Annotated in this window: 14 protein-coding genes; 1 reads left to right on the top strand and 13 read right to left on the bottom strand. The window is 36.0% G+C overall.

Annotated elements, in window-relative coordinates:
- Nucleotides 1-18: 18 nt before the first annotated feature.
- The 13 genes from H593_RS0106590 to H593_RS0106530 form a co-directional block, all read right to left on the bottom strand.
- Nucleotides 19-2,322: an NADP-dependent malic enzyme gene (locus H593_RS0106590; RefSeq protein ID WP_028871721.1), complete on the bottom strand. Its 2,304-nt coding sequence runs from the start codon at nucleotides 2,320-2,322 to the stop codon at nucleotides 19-21.
- Between the two features lie 110 nt (nucleotides 2,323-2,432).
- Nucleotides 2,433-3,353, bottom strand: coding sequence for a tRNA epoxyqueuosine(34) reductase QueG (gene queG, locus H593_RS0106585; protein ID WP_425414346.1), 921 nt, complete (start codon nucleotides 3,351-3,353; stop codon nucleotides 2,433-2,435).
- 61 nt (nucleotides 3,354-3,414) lie between these two features.
- Nucleotides 3,415-4,758, bottom strand: coding sequence for a cytochrome-c peroxidase (locus H593_RS0106580; protein ID WP_028871719.1), 1,344 nt, complete (start codon nucleotides 4,756-4,758; stop codon nucleotides 3,415-3,417).
- Nucleotides 4,759-4,900: 142 nt separating this feature from the next.
- Entirely contained in the window at nucleotides 4,901-6,235 is a 1,335-nt protein-coding gene (locus tag H593_RS0106575; RefSeq protein ID WP_028871718.1) for a cytochrome P450, read from the bottom strand.
- A gap of 73 nt (nucleotides 6,236-6,308) precedes the next feature.
- The gene (gene ruvB, locus H593_RS0106570; protein ID WP_028871717.1) at nucleotides 6,309-7,331 is read right to left on the bottom strand and encodes a Holliday junction branch migration DNA helicase RuvB; all 1,023 of its coding nucleotides are present in this window, start codon (nucleotides 7,329-7,331) and stop codon (nucleotides 6,309-6,311) included.
- A 562-nt stretch (nucleotides 7,332-7,893) separates the two neighbouring features.
- A complete protein-coding gene (locus H593_RS0106565) occupies nucleotides 7,894-9,684 on the bottom strand; it encodes a cytochrome c oxidase subunit I (RefSeq protein ID WP_028871716.1) in 1,791 nt (596 codons plus the stop codon).
- Nucleotides 9,685-9,703: 19 nt separating this feature from the next.
- Entirely contained in the window at nucleotides 9,704-10,768 is a 1,065-nt protein-coding gene (locus H593_RS0106560) for a cytochrome c oxidase subunit II (RefSeq protein ID WP_028871715.1), read from the bottom strand.
- 27 nt (nucleotides 10,769-10,795) lie between these two features.
- On the bottom strand, nucleotides 10,796-12,181 hold the full coding sequence (locus tag H593_RS0106555) for a hypothetical protein (RefSeq protein WP_028871714.1): 1,386 nt from the start codon (nucleotides 12,179-12,181) through the stop codon (nucleotides 10,796-10,798).
- 24 nt (nucleotides 12,182-12,205) lie between these two features.
- Nucleotides 12,206-12,769 carry a c-type cytochrome gene (locus H593_RS0106550; RefSeq protein WP_028871713.1) on the bottom strand — a complete coding sequence of 188 codons (564 nt, stop codon included), beginning with the start codon at nucleotides 12,767-12,769 and terminating at the stop codon, nucleotides 12,206-12,208.
- Between the two features lie 9 nt (nucleotides 12,770-12,778).
- Nucleotides 12,779-13,309 (bottom strand): DUF3341 domain-containing protein, encoded by a 531-nt coding sequence (locus tag H593_RS0106545; RefSeq protein WP_028871712.1) that lies wholly within the window; start codon nucleotides 13,307-13,309, stop codon nucleotides 12,779-12,781.
- Between the two features lie 8 nt (nucleotides 13,310-13,317).
- Nucleotides 13,318-15,048, bottom strand: a complete 1,731-nt coding sequence (nrfD, locus tag H593_RS18615; protein ID WP_084142282.1) for an NrfD/PsrC family molybdoenzyme membrane anchor subunit — start codon at nucleotides 15,046-15,048, stop codon at nucleotides 13,318-13,320.
- A gap of 30 nt (nucleotides 15,049-15,078) precedes the next feature.
- Nucleotides 15,079-18,225 (bottom strand): TAT-variant-translocated molybdopterin oxidoreductase, encoded by a 3,147-nt coding sequence (locus tag H593_RS0106535; RefSeq protein WP_028871711.1) that lies wholly within the window; start codon nucleotides 18,223-18,225, stop codon nucleotides 15,079-15,081.
- Nucleotides 18,226-18,316: 91 nt separating this feature from the next.
- Nucleotides 18,317-19,615, bottom strand: a complete 1,299-nt coding sequence (locus tag H593_RS0106530; protein ID WP_028871710.1) for a c-type cytochrome — start codon at nucleotides 19,613-19,615, stop codon at nucleotides 18,317-18,319.
- A 244-nt stretch (nucleotides 19,616-19,859) separates the two neighbouring features.
- Between H593_RS0106530 and H593_RS0106525 the strand changes: the two genes are divergently transcribed.
- Entirely contained in the window at nucleotides 19,860-20,240 is a 381-nt protein-coding gene (locus H593_RS0106525; RefSeq protein WP_028871709.1) for an SPOR domain-containing protein, read from the top strand.
- The last annotated feature ends 8 nt before the right edge of the window (nucleotides 20,241-20,248 follow it).

Genomic DNA, 20,248 nt, shown 5'->3' with positions numbered 1-20,248 from the left:
TTTACATTTCAAAGTCGATTAGTTGGGTAAAGCACTCTGTAGTCGTGCTGCTTGTTTTTCCTTTTGTTGCGCATCGATCACAGCAATGGCAGTCATGTTTACTATTTCGTCAACACTTGCATCTAACTGTAGAATATGAACAGGCTTTTTCATTCCCATCATTATTGGACCAATCGAATCTGCTTTATTCAATTCTTTAAGTAATTTATACGTGATATTTGCAGATTCTAAATTTGGAAAAATCAGCGTATTTACTTTTTTACCCGCTAACTTAGAAAATGGAAATGTATCCTGAAGCATCTCTTTGTTTAATGCAAAATCGGTTTGTAACTCACCATCTACAACTAAATCTGGGTGTCTTTTATGCAAATACTCAACAGCTTCTCTAACTTTTACAGCCGTTTGATTTTTTGAAGACCCAAAATTAGAATAAGATATCATCGCCATAACAGGTTCCATCCCAAACATTTTGACAACTCCGGCTGTCATTTGAGCAATTCTTGTTAAATCATTTGCTGACGGATTAATATTTATTGAGGTATCGCTCAAAAACATCGGTCCGCGTTGTGTCATCATGACATTGGTGGTCGCTATCCTTGTAGAACCTGGAGCTAAACCAATTAATTCTAACATAGGTTTAACAACCACTGGGTAACTTCTAGAATACCCAGAAATTAAAGCATCTGTATCGCCTTCATTCACCATCATAGCAGCAAAATAATTACGCTCTCGCATTAATTTTTCTGCGGAAAACAAGGTCACACCTTTACGTTTGCGCTGTTCCCAATAGACTTTAGCATACTTATTTTTTCGTTCTTCTTCTTCGTCAGATTTTGGATCAATAATTTCTATATCAGCGTCAAACTCAATCTCCTCCATGAGTTTTAAAATGGTCTCTTTTCTTCCTAAAAGTATTGGTGTTGCAATCCCTTCATCATAAACAATTTGTGCCGCTTTTAAAACATCTAAATGATCTGCCTCTGCAAAAACCACGCGTTTTGGATTGAGTTTAGCTCTATTTATTAATAATCTAACCACTTTATTATCAGAGCCTAATCGCTCTAACAACTCATCTTTATACTTTTCCCAATCTTCAATTGGCTCTGTAGCAACACCACTTTCCATGGCAGCCTTAGCAACCGCTGGAGGTACTTCTGCAATCAATCTAGGATCAAAGGGTTTAGGAATTATATAATCTCTACCAAATGTTAAACGCGTTTCACCATAGGCTATATTTACTTGCTCTGGCACTGGCTCTTTCGCTAATTTTGCCAACGCAAAAACTGCAGCCATTTTCATAGCTTCATTAATTTTTGTCGCTCGCACGTCTAAAGCGCCTCTAAATATAAAAGGAAAACCCAGGACGTTATTTACTTGATTTGGATTATCACTTCGTCCTGTCGCCATGATAATATCATCACGAGCATCTATCGCCAATTGGTATTTTATTTCTGGATTTGGATTTGCCATAGCAAACACAATTGGATTGCTCGCCATTGTTTTTAACATTGCTTGATCTACAATATCTGCCATTGATAACCCAATAAAAACATCTGCATCTTGCATGGCTTCCCTTAGTGTGTCGATTTTACGATGGGTTGCAAATTCTGCCTTTTCTTTAGATAAGGTATCGCGATCATCTCTAATCACACCTTTACTATCACACATCACCATATTTTTACGCTTGGCTCCACATGCTTGATATAATCGAGAACAAGAAATAGCTGCTGCACCTGCTCCACTAATGACAATTTGCACGTCTTCAATTTTCTTTTCTGCAATTTCTAAAGCATTTAATAATGCAGCCGCAGAAATAATAGCAGTACCGTGTTGGTCATCATGCATCACAGGAATATCTAACTCCTCTTTTAAACGACGCTCAATTTCAAAAGCTTCAGGAGCTTTAATATCCTCTAGATTAATACCTCCAAAAGTTGGAGCAATCATCTTTACTGTTTGAATGAATTCTTCAACATTTTCTGTATCAACTTCAATATCAAACACGTCGATATCTGCGAATATTTTAAATAGTAAGCCCTTCCCTTCCATTACAGGTTTAGACGCTTCCGGACCAATATTCCCTAAACCTAAAACAGCTGTACCATTAGAGATAACGGCCACTAAATTACCTTTAGCAGTATATTTATATACGTTTTTTTTGTCTTTTTCATTTTCTAAACAAGGCTCTGCAACTCCTGGTGAATACGCAAGAGACAAATCTCTTTGTGTTGCATATTTTTTTGTAGGAACTACTTGTATTTTTCCTGGTCTTGGTTTTGCGTGATACACTAAAGCTTCTCTGCGTTTACTTTCCTTGCTCATAAATGTGTGGATTAATCAATTTGTAATTATAGTTGATGACAAACCGAATTACAAATGTACGTGTTTTACGAGGAACTTAAAAGAGGAAGTGTTTGGTTTTCTTCGGAAATTTACTCTTTCAAAAACTTAATATTTCGTTCTAACCCGTCAAACTTAGTGCGCTTAACCGCACTCTTTTTAAAGACTTTATTGAAGGTGTCTTTTGTAATCTCTTCCCAATCTTTTTTGGTCATATCCAACAATTCTGGATGTGGATTAAATAATGGTTCACTGTGTGCTTTTGAAAATTTATTCCAAGGGCATACATCTTGGCAAATATCACAACCAAACATCCAATCATCAAACTGACCTTTAAAATCTAATGGAATATTTTCCTTAAGTTCTATGGTGAAATAGGAAATACACTTACTCCCATCTACTACATAAGGCTCTGTAATGGCTTCTGTTGGACAGGCATCAATACACGCAGTACAGGTTCCGCAATGATCTGTGGTTGCATAATCATATTCTAAGTCTAAATCGATAATAAGCTCTGCAATAAAATAGAAGGAGCCAATTTGTTGGGTTAATAAGTTACTGTGTTTACCAATCCATCCCAAACCCGATTTTGCTGCCCAAGCTTTATCCAAAACAGGTGCAGAATCGACAAACGCTCGTCCATGAACATCACCAATTTCATCTTGGATGGATTGTAATAATTCTTTCAGTTTATCCTTGATGACAAAATGATAATCGGTGCCATAAGCATATTTAGAAAGTTGATAGCTTTCGGGGTTTTGCATTTCCGAAGGATAATAATTTAAGAGTAGAGAGATAACACTTTTTGAACCTTCAACCAATTTTGTAGGATCGAGGCGTTTATCAAAATGATTTTCCATGTAACGCATTTCTCCATGCGCATTATTTTTTAACCATTTTTCTAGTCTAGGCGCTTCTTCTTCTAAAAATCCAGCTTTACTGATTCCACAAGACAAAAAGCCAAGACGTTTGGCTTCTGTTTTAATAAATTGAGAGTGTTGCGTTTTATTCACCTCCAAATTTAAACATCTAAAGTAGACTTAAGTGTTTTATGACGCTCTAAAATGTAATAAATTAGTCACAACCCATATCTTGAGATGACATTGGATCTGCATTAGGGAAACAATAACCCGTTGGTAGTTCTTCTGGCACATAACGTTGTAAATTACTATCGTAAAGTGCGTTTTCTAGAAAGGCAGTAATCGCATCGATGTCATCATCTGTAAGATTAAGCGATGTAAACAACGATGAAATCTGACCTGATGGCACTTCTTGATTCTCGACTTCAGCATTATTTTTATAGCGAACAATAGCTTCTATAGATTGAAAACTGCCTCCATGACCAAAGAACGTGACATCTTTTAAATTGTATAACTGAGGTGTTTTAAACTTATAATCGTCTTCTGGATTATTAGTAAAACCGCCTCTACCTCGTTTTGTACCATCATCTATTACAGTCAACACATCGTCTCCTGATAGATCTTTCATACCTAAGGCGTAAAAATCCATACCGTTTAAAGCTGGGCCCGAATGACATGAAAAACACTTAGCATCATCAAAAAACAAGAGCGCTCCTTCTGTTTCTTGTTCATTCATAGCATTCTCGTTTCCGTTTAGCCATTGTTGAAAAGGCGCTTGATTAGGCAATAATGTGCGCTCATAAGCTGCAATAGCTAAACCACCATTTAATTTTGAATAGCGTTGTGACTCGTCAACATTTGGAAATGCTTCGTCAAACATATTTTTGTAAGCGGAGTTTATAATAAAGTCTTCATCTATTAATAACCTGTGAACATCTAAACCCGCAATAGCTTGAGTTTCTACACCTTCAAAACCAAGAGTATTAACTTCTTTTGGTGTTCCAATAGTCCAATTAGCTTCTGTGCCTTGATTTGTTCCTGTAGCACCAAATTGACCATTCCATAGCATTACATCTTGATAAGCAACGTTTAATACCGAAGGTGTTCTAATGGGTTGAACATCTAAGTCTGACTCTGCATATAAAGCATTTTTAAATCGACCTTCACCCTTGATACCAAAACCATTTCCACCTTCTCCAATACCTTGTAAAATTCCACTTTGAAAACCTGCTTTAGCATGATGACAACTTGCACAAGAGTACATTTGCATACTTTCATCCATATTTGGATTCATTGCGATTCCTGTTTCGTGAAAAAGCATTTGACCTAAGGCTACTTTTGCCTCAGTAATTGGATTATTAGGGTCGTTAGGGATTAAGTTAAAATCTGTAGATAATGGTTGAATTAAAGCCTCCTTAGAGCCATAAAGTTCAATTATTCTGCTCTCTAAGATTCCTTGAGAAGGAATTGGTTCATAGTTATCATTATCTGATGCACATGACATTAATACTGTCATAACTCCCGTAATGACGAAAACTCGGTTTCGTAATCTTTTCATTTTAATTGATTTAATAGCGACGGAAAAGTAAATCAAATTAAAACCGTGGACGAATAAAATAGATAAAAGTTATATTTATTAGGTCATGTCATTTAATCTAAGCTAAAGTACTGCCTTTATTAGACGAAATAAACCTTAAAAACTATACTCTCTCTTCAAATCTTAAAAAAGCATTTTTTGGTTTCAATGTAATTAAAGGAGTAATATCAATGTCGTCAAACTCTGCATGTATCTTAAATTTTGAAATTAACTCAGTCACAGCAATAATCATTTCAAACATCGCAAAATTATTACCAATACACTTCCTTGGTCCTGCACCAAAAGGAAAATATTGAGACGAAAATGGTCGAGAGCCTTCAGCGAAGCGCTCAGGCATAAAAACACTTGGTTGCTTCCATAATTTTGGATGCCTATGGATCTCATAAACCGAAAACAACAAATTACAACCCGGCTCAAAATCCATATCATTAAATTGATCTGCCTCTATATTGACACGGTCAATAAAGTAAGCTGGTGGATACAGTCGCATAGACTCTTCCAATACCTGTTGACAAACTTTAGATGTTGAAACTCGAGACATTAAATCTGTATCGTCTCCACCTAATTTTAACCATTCTTCATGAATTTTATCTTGCCATTCAGGATGTTTAGCCAATAATTGAAACGTAAAAGTTAATGCATTAGATGTTGTTTCATGTCCAGCAGTAAAAATAATTAAGATTTCATCGATAAGCTGTTCTTCGCTCATTCCCTTACCATCGTCATACTTCGTCTCTAAAAGCATATCCAATAAATCATCGTAACGTTTACCTGGGGCTTTTCTTTGTTCAACGATGCCTTTTAGAATAGTTCTTGCTTCTTTTGATAGCTCAACATATTTGTCTAGCGTTCCACTTATTTTGAACCACCACGCTAAATAAGGCTGGCGCAGTTCTTTGACTAACATTCTTTGATTCGCCTCGGTTACAAACTGAAGCCTTTCCATATCTTTTGCTTTTGCTGCTTTAGTAAATAAGGACTTCACGACCGTTTGAAATGCCAAGTCGTTAAGGATAGGAAACACATCGATAACCTTATTTGTTTCAATATTTTTAAATTCTGAAACTATAGTATCTTGCATTCCACTTAACAAATTCTCGAGTTGCTTTTTATGAAAAGCAGGTTGCATCATTTTACGTTGCTTCTTCCATTTTTCTCCTTCGGAAGTCAATAAACCTTCACCTACATATTTGACTAAGTCTACGGTTTGAATTTTAGATTTCTTATAGTTCTTTTGATTCTTCTGAAGCACATATACGGCAAAAGCAGCATCTCTACAAAAAACGACACTATTATTGAACCCAATTTTCAATCTAAAAACATCGCCTTGTTCTTTGAAATTAGTATTGTGAAATGGTAATGGGTTTTTAAGAATTTCTAAAGAATGCCTAATAAATTTTAAAAGGGGAACTTCTGGGATTCGTTTATTTATACTCACAATTAAGATTTGTCTTTTAATAAACTACGACTATGCTCAAATAACAAGCTCAGCGTGATCTTTTGATTAGTTACTAAAATAGTCCGCCTTGGGCTGGACCTTTGATTTTACCTAAATGTTTATAGGCTTGCTCAGTCACTTCACGACCACGAGGAGTGCGCATTAAAAAGCCTTGCTGAATTAAAAATGGCTCATAAACTTCTTCGATAGTTTCGGCACTTTCACTTACAGCAGTCGCAATTGTTGTAATTCCAACAGGTCCGCCTTTAAATTTATCAATTATAGTTGACAAAATTTTATTATCCATTTCATCCAAACCGTGTGCATCAACATTAAGCGCCTCTAGCGCAAACTTTGCAATTTTAATATCAATACTACCAGTACCTTTAATTTGAGCAAAATCTCGAACACGCCTTAACAACGCATTTGCAATTCTTGGAGTACCGCGACTTCTCCCTGCAATTTCTACAGCCGCTTCCATTGAAGTTGGCACCCCCAAAATAGAGGAACTACGCTGAACGATTGTGGTTAATAATTCTGTATTGTAATACTGAAGTCTACTTTGAATCCCAAAACGTGCTCGCATTGGAGACGTTAATAATCCTGAGCGCGTAGTTGCTCCAATTAACGTGAACGGATTTAAATTGATTTGGACCGTTCTTGCATTAGGCCCTGACTCAATCATGATATCAATTTTATAGTCTTCCATTGCCGAATATAAGTACTCTTCTACAATAGGGCTCAATCGATGAATTTCGTCAATAAACAACACATCACGTTCATCAAGATTTGTAAGTAGTCCTGCTAAATCACCTGGCTTATCCAATACAGGACCAGAAGTCACTTTAATACTCACATTAAGTTCACTAGCTAAGATATGTGCCAAGGTTGTTTTACCTAATCCTGGAGGTCCATGAAATAAGGTATGATCTAAAGCTTCCTCTCTTCCATTAGCAGCCTGGACAAAAATTTTAAGATTTTCTAAGACCTGATCCTGGCCCGTAAAATCATCAAAAGATAAAGGTCTTAACTTTTTTTCAACATCTAATTCTTCGGGTGTAAAATTCTCGTCTGTTGGGTCTAGGTTTTCGTTCATAGCGTTTCCCACGAAAGCGGGAATCTTTAGTAATTATATAATTCAAAGTTAACGATTAGAAATTACATTATTGATATTTTTTAAATGGAAACATCTTCGTAAACTCCAAAAGAGACTCCTTTTAAACCCACCTTAGGCATTTAATACCTTAAGCTCCGCTTCTTTATTTTTTAATGAATACCCAAAATATTCAGAAATCACTACTGGTCTCAATTAGCAATAAGAAAATCTATTCATAAATTCATTTATAGGCAACTAGAATACTACTCTTAACAAATAATAAAATGAATAACGAAGGCAAATTGATTACTCAAATAATACATCAATCTGTTTAGGTATTTCCAATCTACCTCCAAATTTAAAATTATAATTTTTGAATGCGTATTTGTCAACGCAGACCTAATTAAGCTCTCTACGTCATATAGATTTTATAGTATTACAAAAGAATAGAATAACTAATAAGATTTTAGATTTCAGTCTAAATAAAAAGACCTTTAGAATGATTGCTCAATCTAAAGGTCCTTGATAATTTATTATAGGATTCCTTTTAAAAGGAATTTACCTAATGTTGTAATTCTTCTTCACCATCATATAATGGAACATTTTGAGGTACAAAATCCTCCTCATGACCGGGTTTACTATAGTCATAAGACCAACGGTGTACGTGAGGTAATTCTCCTGGCCAATTACCATGAATATGCTCAACTGGGGTAGTCCATTCCAGTGTGTTTGATCTCCATGGATTCTGCTCTGCCTTCTTTCCGAAGAAAATAGAAGCAAAGAAATTGTATAAGAAGACGAATTGGAAAATAGCTCCTACGATTGCAAACATCGTAATAATAACATTTGTATTTGCTAAGTCATCAAACAAAGGAAAATTAGTATTTGTATAATATCGTCTAGGAAGACCGGCCATTCCTATAAAGTGCATTGGAAAAAACACCCCATAAGCACAAATTGCAGTCACCCAGAAATGTAAATAACCTAAGTTTTTGTTCATCATGCGACCAAACATTTTTGGGAACCAATGGTAGACTCCTGCAAAAAAGCCATACAATGCTGAAATACCCATTACTAAATGGAAATGAGCTACAACAAAATAGGTGTCATGCACGTTAATATCTAGTGCACTATCACCCAAAATTATTCCAGTTAAACCACCAGTAATAAAAGTAGACACTAATCCAATTGAGAACAGCATTGCCGGGTTCATTTGGAGGTTACCTTTCCATAGTGTGGTTATATAATTGAATGCTTTTACCGCTGAAGGAATGGCAATTAATAAAGTCGTAAACGTAAATACCGACCCTAAGAATGGGTTCATTCCTGAAACAAACATATGGTGACCCCAAACAATGGTTGATAGAAAAGCGATTGCCAAAATTGACATAACCATTGCTCGATAACCGAAAATAGGTTTACGTGAATTTGTTGCAATAACTTCTGAAGATATACCCAATGCTGGCAAAAGCACAATATAGACCTCTGGATGTCCAAGAAACCAAAATAAATGCTCAAATAACACAGGAGAACCACCTTGATAGTGTAACACCTCACCTTGTATAAATATATCTGAAAGGAAAAATGAAGTTCCAAAACTTCTATCCATTATTAATAATAATACCGCAGCTAATAGTACTGGAAAAGATACCACACCAATAATAGCTGTTACAAAAAACGCCCAAATTGTTAAAGGCAATCTTGTCATAGACATCCCTTTTGTACGCAAGTTCAATACGGTTACTACATAATTTAGAGATCCTAACAATGAAGACGCAATAAATATTGCCATAGACACCAACCATAAAGTCATACCCATACCAGAGCCACCTTGGGCCATTGGTAAAGCACTTAGAGGAGGATAAATTGTCCAACCTGCTGCCGCTGGTCCAAACTCAACAAAGAATGATGAGATCATAATCACACTTGACGTAAAAAACAACCAATATGAAACCATGTTTAAGAAACCTGATGCCATATCACGCGCTCCAATTTGCAACGGAATTAAAAGATTACTAAACGTACCACTTAAACCAGCGGTTAACACAAAGAATACCATAATGGTACCATGTATTGTTACCAATGCCAAATAAATATCCGCATCCATAACACCATCTGGCGCCCACTTACCTAGTAATGCTTCAAAAAGTGCATTAGGTTGCTCTGGCCATGCAATTTGCATACGCATCAATATAGACATTAAAACCCCGACAACTCCCATAAGAATACCGGTTATAAGGTATTGCTTGGCAATCATCTTATGGTCTTGACTAAATATATATTTAGTTACAAATGTCTCCTTGTGATGATGCCCGTGATCGTCGTGTGAATGAGTATCTGCGTTTGCTGACATAATATAATTTCTTTTTTTTTTAGTTGTTTATTAAAGAATTCTTGAATACTTTTTGCTCTTTCATCCAAGCATCATATTCCTCTTGAGTTTCCACTATAATCTTCATTTGCATGTTGTAATGTGATTTTCCACAAATCTTATTACATAATAATAAATAGTCAAACTCGTAAAGTAATTCTTGCCCTTTGGCCTCTATTTCAACACTATTTGCCAGCCTTATATTGTTGATATTCTCAACTTTTTCCTGAATGTCTGGGTTTTGGCGCATATCTGCCGTAGTCACAGAAGGTGTAAATCCAAACTGAGTAATCATACCAGGGACGCAATTCATTTGCGCTCTAAAATGTGGCATATATGCCGAGTGCAACACGTCTTGTGAACGCATTTTAAATAGTACAGGTCTACCAACAGGTAAATGAAGCTCTTGAGTGATAACATCATCTTGTGCGTATGGATCAGATTCATCTACACCTAAAATATTAGCACGATCAATATCGATCAATCTTACATTTGCTAGTCCTAGAGTATTATCTTCACCACCATAGCGAGCTTTCCAATTAAATTGCTGCGCATATAACTCAACAATTAAAGGATCATCGGTTTCGTCCACGTTCATGATACTTGTCCAAGTAAATAAACCATAGATAATTAAACCTGCCAAAACAATCACAGGTATGAACGTCCAAATAGCTTCCAATGTATTATTATCCGCATAGAATAACGCCTTACGTCCTTTTTCCCCTTTATACTTAAAGGCAAAATAATGTAATAAAAATTGTGTAATAGTCTGAACAATAAAGATAACAATCATTGATATAATCATCAACTTATCTATTTCAGTTCCGTGTTCGGAGGCTGCATTAGATGTTAAAGGCAAGTCTCCTAAATACCAAAAACTCAGTATGGTAATAGCATAAATGAAGACCAAAAATCCCATCATCATGTAACCATTAATTTTATTGTCTTTATCTGTAGCTACTTGGCTATCCGAGGAACCCACCTGAGCAAGATCAAAAATTTTGACCATTTGCCAAATTGCAACTAGTATAAAAAGTACTATTATAAGTGTTAAAAAAGCAGTCATTGTCGTTTCTGTTCTTTATGTAATTTATTAATAATGAAAATGTTCACTTTCTTTGATGAAAGGGTTACGTTTTGGCTCTAAAGGATGTTTTGTTAATGCATTAAAGACGATATAAATAAACAATCCCGTAAAGAATAACATAGACGATATTTCTGGAATCCCTATATACCACTGATCACCTACTGTTGCTGGCATAATCATTACATAAACATCAATGTAGTGACCACATAAAATTACAACACCTGCCATAACAACAAACCAAGGAATACGTTTATAGTCACTATTCATTAAGACCAATAATGGAAATACAAAATTCATTGCAACCATCCCTAAAAACGGAACTAAATAGTCTTGAAAGCGTGTTACGAAATATGTTACTTCTTCAGGAATATTTGAATACCAGATTAACATAAATTGTGAGAACCATAAATACGTCCAAAATATACTAAACCCAAACATGAATTTAGCTAAATCATGGATGTGACTATCATTTACTTTTGGTAAAAAGCCCCTAGACTTTAAGTATATCGTAACCATAGAAATAACTGTGATTCCACAAACCATCATCCCAGCTAACACATACCATCCAAATAATGTTGAAAACCAGTGAGGATCTACACTCATAATCCAATCCCAAGACATCATAGATTCTGTATACAAAAAGAATACCAGAAATGCCGCTGAAATACGAAATGTCTTTATAAAATTCTTATTATCATCTGCTTCGTCTTGAGCTATAGAATATTTGCGTGAGAAAAATCTATATAAATACCATCCCGCTATAAATATAAATCCTCTTATTCCAAACCAAGTGATGTTCAACCAATCTGTCTTACCTTGAATTAACTTATCGTGAGCCACCACCTCTGGATCCATCCAAATAAATAATCCGTAATGACCAATTAACCCGGATGCCAGAGCGATACATAAAACGATTACAGCTCCAGGCATCATATAAGCCGTTATACCTTCCATTACTCTTAACAATAAAGGAGACCAGCCAGCTTGTGATGCGAATTGAACAGCATAAAATGCTAGAACACCTAGTGCAATCATAAAAAAGAAAAACGCTGCAACATACAATGCTGCCCAGGGTCTTTTATGCATAGCATGCATTACATGATTAACATGTTTAGTGTGCTCATCAACTTCCGCGTGTCCATGTACTTCTTCAGAATCATTACCAGCAGTTTCCGCGTGAGTGCCAGTAGCGTGAGAATCGTCAACTTTTACTGCGTGTTCATCGGCTGATGCAGACTCATGACCTTCACCATAATGAGTTTCGCTCGCCAACATTGTTTCTACTTCCGTAAAATCTTTGTTAGATGAGAAAAAACCATACGCAACACCAATTAATCCAACGATCATTAGGCCTAAAGCAACTGATTTTAATTTACTTGAAAATGTATACATAATTATATATAATCTTTATCTATCTTATTTTTTATCGAGCTCTGCCTTTAAGGTCAGTACGTAATTAACAACTTGCCAACGTTCTTCCTCATCTAGCTGATTTAAATAACCACCCATTGCATTTTTTCCGTAGTATATAGTATGATAAATGCTACCTTCTGTAATTGCTCTAGCTACATCGCCATAACTCGGTACCCCTAAAATCTTTTCCATTTTGACCAGTTTACCCTGACCTGCTCCTTTACTACCATGGCAAATACCACAATAAATATCGTATAACTCACCACCTCTATTACCATCAACTTGCGTGGAATCTAATGGACTTAGCAAGTTTGCTTTCGCAAATAAATACCCATCATTAGAATTTTCAATTTCAAAAGGCATGTGATCTCCTCTAGGAATTGAACCTTCCGCAGGCAACTGAGCCTCTACTCCCCCCGGAAAAGCATCAGATTCCTGATAAGCTTCGTAACCGATAGACTCATACATATTTGGCATATATTGATAATTACGTCTTGAATTCTTTTTACAAGAAACAACACTTGCAAATACCATTAATACTACTACTATTTTAAAAACACTTTTCATCTGTATCAATTAATGCGTTTTATCAATTAAATTAATTTCTACTGCCCCAGTTTCTTTCAATAAATTTGTCAATTCATTTTCGTCTCCATGAACAGCAATTTCCATTAAAAAATGGTCATCTGTAGTCCTTGGATCAGGATTCTCAGCTTTTTTAAATGGCCACATTCTACTTCTTAAATAAAACGTAATAACCATTAAATGGGCTGCAAAAAACACAGTTAGCTCAAACATGATAGGCACGAATGCAGGCATATTCTCGATATAGCTAAAGCTTGGTTTGCCACCAATATCTTGAGGCCAATCTTCTATCATAATGAAATTCATCATGACAATAGAAACAGTTAAACCAACACAACCATACAAAAATGATGTAATAGCTAATCTTGTCGGCGCAAGTCCCATCGCTTTGTCTAGTCCGTGAACTGGAAAAGGCGTGTATATTTCTTCAATATGATGTCTTGCTGCCTTCACTTTTTTGACAGCATTCATTAAGACGTCATCATCCGTATAAATAGCGTGAATTACTTTCGAAGCTTCCATGTACTATTTTAGTTTATTAATTTTTTAGCTTGTCCAGACCAATCGTCACGCTCTGCTCTTCCAGGGAAGGATTCTGTGATTTGATCTAGTAAGTCATATTCTACTTTTGTCATTTTACTTACTTGAGCGTAAGTGAATATTCCAATACTATTAAGTAACTCCTCCATTTTTGGACCAATACCATTGATCACTTTTAAATCATCTGCGGTTTCACTCGTAGCATCAAATGTTCCAACACCTTTTAGTAAGTTATCTAACTTTTCAGTCTTATCTTGTTTAGACTTGATAACAATAGTCTCTTCTTCAACTTTTAACATTGAAGTTCTTTTATCAGCACCAGTTCCTACTAAACTATCTCCTCGTTCTCTTATTGTTTTATATCGATCACCTGAAGATTTTAAAATCGTCTTAACTTCCGCTTGCGCAATAACAGGGAATGTTCTGGCATACAGCAAAAATAACACGAAAAAGAATCCAATGGTCCCTATAAAAATTCCAATATCCACAAAGGTTGGTGAAAACATAGTCCATGATGATGGTAAATAATCTCTATGTAATGACGTTACGATTATTACAAAACGCTCAAACCACATTCCGATATTTACAACAATTGAAATTGCAAATGAAAACATGATACTCGTTCTCAGTTTCTTAAACCACATAAATTGTGGTGAAAACACATTACAGGTCATCATTGACCAATACGCCCACCAATATGGTCCTGTTGCTCTGTTTAAGAATGCGTATTGTTCGTACTCTACACCAGAATACCAAGCAATAAATAATTCAGTTATGTAAGCCACTCCAACTATTGAACCCGTAATCATGATTACAATATTCATTAATTCAATATGTTGCACAGTAATATAATCTTCAAGGCTACATACTTTTCTCATGATAATAAGCAGTGTGTTTACCATAGCAAAACCTGAGAATACCGCACCAGCAACAAAATAAGGAGGGAAAATGGTTGTATGCCAACCAGGAATTACAGAGGTTGCAAAATCAAATGATACAATAGTATGTACAGATAGTACTAATGGTGTAGCTAATCCTGCAAGGACTAAAGACACTTCTTCAAAACGTTGCCAATCTTTAGCGCGCCCTGACCATCCAAAACTTAATAATGCATATATTTTCTTCTGAAAAGGTTTAACCGCACGGTCACGTAACATTGCAAAATCAGGCAATAATCCAGTCCACCAGAAAACTAATGATACTGATAAATAGGTAGAGATTGCAAATACATCCCAAAGTAATGGTGAATTAAAATTTACCCATAGTGAACCAAATTGATTCGGAATAGGCAATACCCAATATGCCAACCAAGGACGACCCATGTGAATAATTGGAAACAAACCCGCTTGGATTACTGAGAATATTGTCATTGCTTCTGCAGAACGGTTAATTGCCATTCTCCATTTTTGACGGAATAATAATAGTACAGCAGAGATTAATGTCCCTGCGTGGCCAATACCAACCCACCAAACAAAGTTAGTAATATCCCAAGCCCATCCTACGGTCTTGTTTAATCCCCAGGTACCTATACCTGTTGATACTGTATAGATAATACACCCAATTCCCCAAAGGAATGCGACAAGTGCGATTGAAAAGACAATCCACCAAGCTTTGTTTGCTTTTCCTTCAACAGGTCTAGCCACATCAACCGATACATCGTGATATGATTTTCCTCCTGTAACTAAGGGCCTTCTAATAGGTGCTTCGTAATGAGACGCCATAATCTATTATAATTGTTTCTTAATTAATTTCTATGCTTCTGTAATATTTCTCACTTTAGTATGATACTGCACATTAGGCTTAGTACCAACACTTTCTAACAAGTGATACATACGGTCATCTTCCATAAGTTTTGCAACTTCGCTTTCCGTATCGTTAATATCCCCAAATTTAATTGAACCTCCACTACATGCAGAAGAACAAGCTGTTTGGAATTCACCATCTTTGATAACACGACCATCACGTTTTGCATCAAGAATTGTTTTCTGTGTCATTTGAATACACATAGAACATTTTTCCATCACACCACGAGAACGTACTGTCACATCTGGATTTAATACCATACGACCTAAATCATCATTCATATGATAGTCAAACTCATCATTCTTATTATATAGGAACCAGTTGAAACGACGTACTTTATAAGGACAGTTGTTTGCACAGTATCGTGTACCTACACAACGGTTGTACGCCATGTGATTTTGACCTTGACGACCATGTGACGATGCGGCAACAGGACAAACTGTTTCACAAGGCGCATGATTACAATGCTGACACATTACTGGTTGGAAAGCGACTTGTGGATTATCAGCAGGATCTTCTAATTCTCCGAATCCACTTAATGATCCTTTATCTCCCCAAAGTCCAGAAAACTCATCTTTTTTAGTATCATCTTCAGCAAACGTATCTTCCGAAGAATAATACCTATCAATACGTAACCAGTGCATATCACGACTACGTCTAATTTCTTCTTTACCAACGACTGGTACATTATTTTCCGCGTGACATGCAATTACACACGCTCCACATCCTGTACAAGAATTTAAATCAATAGACAAATTAAAGTGATGTCCAATTGAACGATCAAACTCATCCCATAAATCAACTTCTGGAGAAGTTACTTCAACTTCCTCATGATTTAAAGATACTGTTGGGACTTTATTCCAGACCGTTCTATCTTTAGTATTAAAAATTTCTAAAGTTGTTTCCTTTATAATATCTCCACGACCCATTAACGTATTCTGCAACTGTACACATGCAAATTCATGTATTCCCGCTGCTTTCTTAACAGTAACGTTTTGAGATGTATTAAAATTTTGGTATAACGGGTAAGCGTTAACACCAGTCATCATTTCTTCTTTTAAGCCAGCAGTTCTACCGTATCCTAAAGATAAACCTATAGCTCCTTTAGCCTGTCCTGGTTGAATAATTACAGGTACATTTTTAACAGTTACTCCATTTACAGTCACATCTGCATAACTACCATCTAAAGCTCCAGTTGCGACATGATTATTTTCTAATCCTAATCCTTTTGCATCAGTAGCCGAAATCGTTAAGTAATTATCCCAAGATGTTCTTGTAATAGGATCTGGAAATTCTTGCAACCACGGGTTATTAGCATCTTGACCATCACCCATACCAACTTTGGTATATAATGACAGCTCCATTCCTTCCGACTTAGCAGAAGACGCCAAACTTCTTGCCGCACTTCCTGCTGAACCTATTGTTGATTCAACATTTTCTGATAAACCAGCAATAGCTGAATCAGAACCCGAAATTGAATCTGTCGTAATCGTAGATGATCCATCTGGCGCACTAGAAAGCACTCCTGACACATAAACACCGTCTTGCAATGCCTCATTGAAAGAACCACCAGACCACCCTGACTTTATATATTCTCTATACGTTTGATCACTTCCTGTCCAAATTAATAGTGCTTGTTGGAATTGACGTGTATCAAACAACGGACGAATAGTTGGTTGCATTAAGCTGAAATGTCCTTTCTTTATTTCTACGTCTCCCCAAGACTCTAAGTAATGAGGTGTAGCAGCAATGTACTGCGCATTTATAGCCGTTTCATCAGCTTTCATAGAGAAAGCGATAGATAATTCTGTTTTTGCAAGACCTTCAGCAAATTCTGATGCATTTGGCAATGTGTACATTGGATTGACACCACTCATGATAATCCCACCAACGCTGCCAGCTTTCATATCTGCTACCAATTTAGTAACGGCTGCATTATTACCTTGTCTTGTTAAAATAGGCGTGGAAGTATCAAAAGCTTTACTGTTTAGTTTTTCGTTGATTGCAAATGCCAAAATTTGAGCATTGACATCTTGAATTCCAGTAACCAAAACCGCATTACTTCCCGCTCTCTTTAATTCTGAAGCAGCACTTTGAACTGCTCTATTTATGTTTTCTGGTAAATCTGTAGAAACAGAACCACCCACTACTAAACTATATAATTTGGATAATACTTGCTTTTGTTGACTTGGCGTTAATGGCACACGTTTGTCTGCATTAGCTCCAGATAAGGACATATTTGATTCAAATTGAATATGTCTTGACATTTTTCCATTCCTAGGAACACGTCCTTTAGCATATCCTGAATCAAATCCACCACCTTGCCAATCCCCTAAGAAATCTGCTCCAACTGAAACAATAGTCATTGCTTTAGAGAAATCATAACTCGCTAATCCACGAGTTCCGTAACTTCCTTCAAAAGCGTCTAAAGCTGCAGATTCTGAAACCGCATCATAAACAACGTGACGTACGTTTTCATATTTAGACTTAAATTCTGAAATCAACCTTGACGTTGACGGACTAGCATAAGTTTGTGTGAATAACACAATCTCTTTTCCAGCAGTCTTTAATTCTGTTAGTTTCTGATTAGTTTCAGAATCAAAAGCAGACCATAAGATCTCTTGACCACCTTTCATGGCACTTTTAACTCTCATACTATCATATAAACCTAAAACAGAAGCGTTAACTCTTGCATTGGCACTGTTGTGTGTTTTTGCTAAGTCATTGTTTTTAATTTGGATAGGACGCCCTTCACGTGTTTTAACTAAAACACTTGCAAAATCAAAACCATTGGCGATTGTAGTTGCATAATAATTAGCAACACCAGGAATTATAGATTCTGGCTGAATAACGTAAGGAATTGATTTAATTACTGGTCCTTCACAGGCGGCGAGTGACGCTGCTGCAGTACTAAAACCAACATACTTTAAAAAGTCACGACGCGTAGTAGATGAAGACTCTAAAGTCTCTTTATCTCCTAAAAACTCACTCGTAGGGATATCACTTACAAATTCGTTTTGTTTAAGCGTCTCAACAATAGGGCTATTAACTTTTAGCTCTTCAACACTTTTCCAGTATTTCTTGTTTGATGACATATTATATAATTGAATTACTTCTTATTTATTATTATCGTTTTAAATCCCTTTTTGAGATTTCCATTTTCATGGAAACTACTAAGCACTGTTTTTAGTAGTGACACTTACCACATTCTAATCCGCCCATTTGAGCAGCCGTCAATTTATCTACACCATATTTTTTAGATAACTCGTCGTGTATTTTTGTATAGTACTCATTACCCTCAACATTAACATTAGTTTCTCGGTGACAGTTAATACACCATCCCATAGTTAACGGTGAATGCTGATACATCACTTCCATTTCCTCAACAGGACCATGACATGTTTGACAATCTATACCTGCTACTGTAACGTGTTGCGAATGATTAAAATAAGCAAAATCAGGAAGATTATGTATTCTAATCCATTTTACTGGCTCGGTTACTCCCGTATACGATTGCTCAGCTTCATCCCATCCAACAGCCTTGTATAACTTTTGAATTTCAGCATTGTAATCAACACCATATTCCTTAATCCCTTCTTGCTGTGTTTTCTCTGCGACCTGATAAATTGACTTATGACAATTCATACAGATGTTCAACGAAGGAATACCTGAGTGCTTGCTAACCCTTGCAGAAGAGTGACAGTACTTACAATCAATACCACTTTCACCTGCGTGAATTCTATGCGAGTAGTGAATTGGCTGAACTGGCATGTAACCCTGATCAACTCCAACTTGTGACAAATAACCGTAAACAAAGTATGCACTTGCTAATAAAAAGAATATGACGGTGACCAACACTAAAAATTGGTTCTGAACAAATGCCTTCCAAATTGGTAATCTCTTATCCTTCTTAACAGCTTCAATACCTTTTTCTTCAGCAAAACGATTTAATGTTTTTCTTACGAGAACAAGAGCACCAGCTAATAGTGCGAATAAAATTGCTAAAGCACCAAGAATCAATTTATTTGGAACACTTCCCGCAGCCTCTCCACCACCAGAACCACCAACAGGCTGATCTACAACCACTACCTTTGCAGGCTGAGCAGTATAAGCTAAAATATCGGTAATATCTTGATCTGACAATTGAGGGAATGCAGTCATTGCTGTCCCGTTGTATTCGTTATAAATCTTGTTTGCGTAAGCATCTCCAGATTTAATCATTCCTGCACTGTTACGAATCCATGTGTTTAACCACTCACGGTCCAAACCTTCTTCTTCCGCTAAACGTGTCTCAACATTACGCAGCATTGGCCCAGTCATCTTTCTATCTAAAGCATGACATGAAGCACAGTTAACGTTGAATATAGTTTTCCCCTTGTCAGGATTACCCTCTTGAGCATTAAGTGACGTAGAAAACGTAAGTAAAATAACCAATCCTAAGTAAGGAATCTTTGAGGCTAAATGTCGGTAAATCACTTGTTTCATATTATTAGTTGAATTTTCTTCTAAACTTTGGTACGGTTTTTTCATTAATACTCTTGAAAATCCGATTGTAAAATCTCTTGCAAATTTAATACTTATACTCCATTTTTTATATGTTACAGAAGTGATAGTTCCCAATTTATAAGGATTCTAAATAACATTTCGGAGTACAATTATATTAAAATTTTGATTCAGTAAAACAACTCATAAAAAAAAACGTTTTCTTTGTACTAAATTTTTAAACTATATGAAACTAATTATTAGAAAAACATCTATGTCGTTCCTACTTTTAGGAGTGTTTTCAACTCAACTCAGTGCACAAGAAGGCATTGTTACAATAGAACAACATAGTGATATCAACAAACTATTAGAATACAAAAAAGATGTAAAAACAGTAGATTTATATAAAATTCAATTAGATTTTGGATCACGATCTGAAGCAGAATCACTGAAGATAAAATTTCAAAACACATTTGCCGAATGGCCTTCAGAAATGGTCTATGAAACTCCTAATTATAAAGTCTGGGTAGGGAATTTTAGCACGCGTTTAGAAGCCGACATCGCTTTATTAGAAATCAAAAAGAAGTTTTCTAAGGCCATGGTTTTTGAGCCTAAAAAAGAGGATTAGTTGTTTTA

The organism is Psychroserpens burtonensis DSM 12212, assembly GCF_000425305.1.
GTDB classification, from domain to species: Bacteria; Bacteroidota; Bacteroidia; order Flavobacteriales; family Flavobacteriaceae; genus Psychroserpens; species Psychroserpens burtonensis.
The sequence above is the reverse complement of the archived record's forward strand: the minus strand, read 5'-3'. Positions and strand labels throughout refer to the sequence as shown.

Bases quoted from the DNA above. Each gene is read 5' to 3' on its own strand.
- H593_RS0106590 (WP_028871721.1), bottom strand. From the start codon at position 2,322: ATGAGCAAGGAAAGTAAACGCAGAGAAGCTTTAGTGTATCACGCAAAA.
- H593_RS0106580 (WP_028871719.1), bottom strand. From the start codon at position 4,758: ATGAAAAGATTACGAAACCGAGTTTTCGTCATTACGGGAGTTATGACA.
- ruvB (WP_028871717.1), bottom strand. From the start codon at position 7,331: ATGAACGAAAACCTAGACCCAACAGACGAGAATTTTACACCCGAAGAA.
- H593_RS0106565 (WP_028871716.1), bottom strand. From the start codon at position 9,684: ATGTCAGCAAACGCAGATACTCATTCACACGACGATCACGGGCATCAT.
- H593_RS0106560 (WP_028871715.1), bottom strand. From the start codon at position 10,768: ATGACTGCTTTTTTAACACTTATAATAGTACTTTTTATACTAGTTGCA.
- H593_RS0106555 (WP_028871714.1), bottom strand. From the start codon at position 12,181: ATGTATACATTTTCAAGTAAATTAAAATCAGTTGCTTTAGGCCTAATG.
- H593_RS0106550 (WP_028871713.1), bottom strand. From the start codon at position 12,769: ATGAAAAGTGTTTTTAAAATAGTAGTAGTATTAATGGTATTTGCAAGT.
- H593_RS0106545 (WP_028871712.1), bottom strand. From the start codon at position 13,309: ATGGAAGCTTCGAAAGTAATTCACGCTATTTATACGGATGATGACGTC.
- nrfD (WP_084142282.1), bottom strand. From the start codon at position 15,048: ATGGCGTCTCATTACGAAGCACCTATTAGAAGGCCCTTAGTTACAGGA.
- H593_RS0106535 (WP_028871711.1), bottom strand. From the start codon at position 18,225: ATGTCATCAAACAAGAAATACTGGAAAAGTGTTGAAGAGCTAAAAGTT.
- H593_RS0106530 (WP_028871710.1), bottom strand. From the start codon at position 19,615: ATGAAACAAGTGATTTACCGACATTTAGCCTCAAAGATTCCTTACTTA.
- H593_RS0106525 (WP_028871709.1), top strand. From the start codon at position 19,860: ATGAAACTAATTATTAGAAAAACATCTATGTCGTTCCTACTTTTAGGA.